Raw genomic sequence first — 1016 nt, forward strand, 5'->3', positions numbered from 1 at the left:
ATGAAGACGAGAGCGGCGGTAGCGTTTGAGGCGAAGCGTCCATTGGAGGTTGTTGAGCTGGATCTTGAGGGTCCGAAGGCAGGCGAGGTTCTGGTCGAGATCATGGCGACGGGTATCTGCCACACGGATGCCTATACGCTGGACGGTCTGGACAGCGAGGGGATCTTCCCGAGCGTCCTGGGGCATGAAGGCGCGGGTATCGTGCGCGAGGTGGGCGCGGGGGTGACCTCGGTCGTGCCGGGCGATCATGTGATCCCGCTCTACACGCCTGAGTGCCGCCAGTGCAAAAGCTGCCTTTCGGGCAAGACCAACCTGTGCACGGCGATCCGCGCGACGCAGGGCAAGGGACTGATGCCTGATGGTACGACGCGGTTCAGCTACAAGGGCCAGCCGATCTTCCATTATATGGGCTGCTCGACCTTCTCGAACTTCACGGTCCTGCCCGAGATCGCGGTAGCGAAGATCCGCGAGGACGCGCCGTTCAAGACGAGCTGCTACATCGGCTGCGGGGTGACGACGGGCGTCGGCGCGGTGGTGAACACGGCGAAGGTCCAGGTTGGCGACAATGTCGTGGTGTTCGGGCTCGGCGGCATCGGGCTCAACGTGCTGCAGGGCGCGAAGATGGCGGGCGCGAACCGGATCATCGGCGTCGACATCAACCCCGACCGCGAGGAGTGGGGCCGCCGCTTCGGCATGACCGACTTCGTCAACGTGAAGGGCCTGTCGCGCGAGGAGACGATCGCGAAGCTGCTCGAACTGACCGACGGCGGCGCGGATTATACGTTCGACTGCACGGGCAATACCGAGGTGATGCGCACCGCGCTGGAGGCATGCCACCGCGGCTGGGGCACCTCGATCATCATCGGGGTGGCCGAGGCGGGCAAGGAGATATCGACGCGCCCGTTCCAGCTGGTTACCGGGCGCAACTGGCGCGGCACCGCGTTCGGCGGCGCCAAGGGCCGCACCGACGTGCCGAAGATCGTCGACTGGTACATGAACGGCAAGATCGAGATCGA

The 1016-nt window shown here is 65.0% G+C and carries 1 protein-coding gene; it reads left to right on the top strand.

Going from position 1 to position 1016, the window contains the following annotated elements:
* A partial coding sequence (locus tag AC3WT0_RS19840) for an S-(hydroxymethyl)glutathione dehydrogenase/class III alcohol dehydrogenase (protein WP_492755122.1) occupies nt 1-1016 on the top strand: 1016 nt, incomplete at both ends.

It is taken from the genome of Sphingomonas sp. EU05-FHT14C10 (assembly GCF_058790595.1).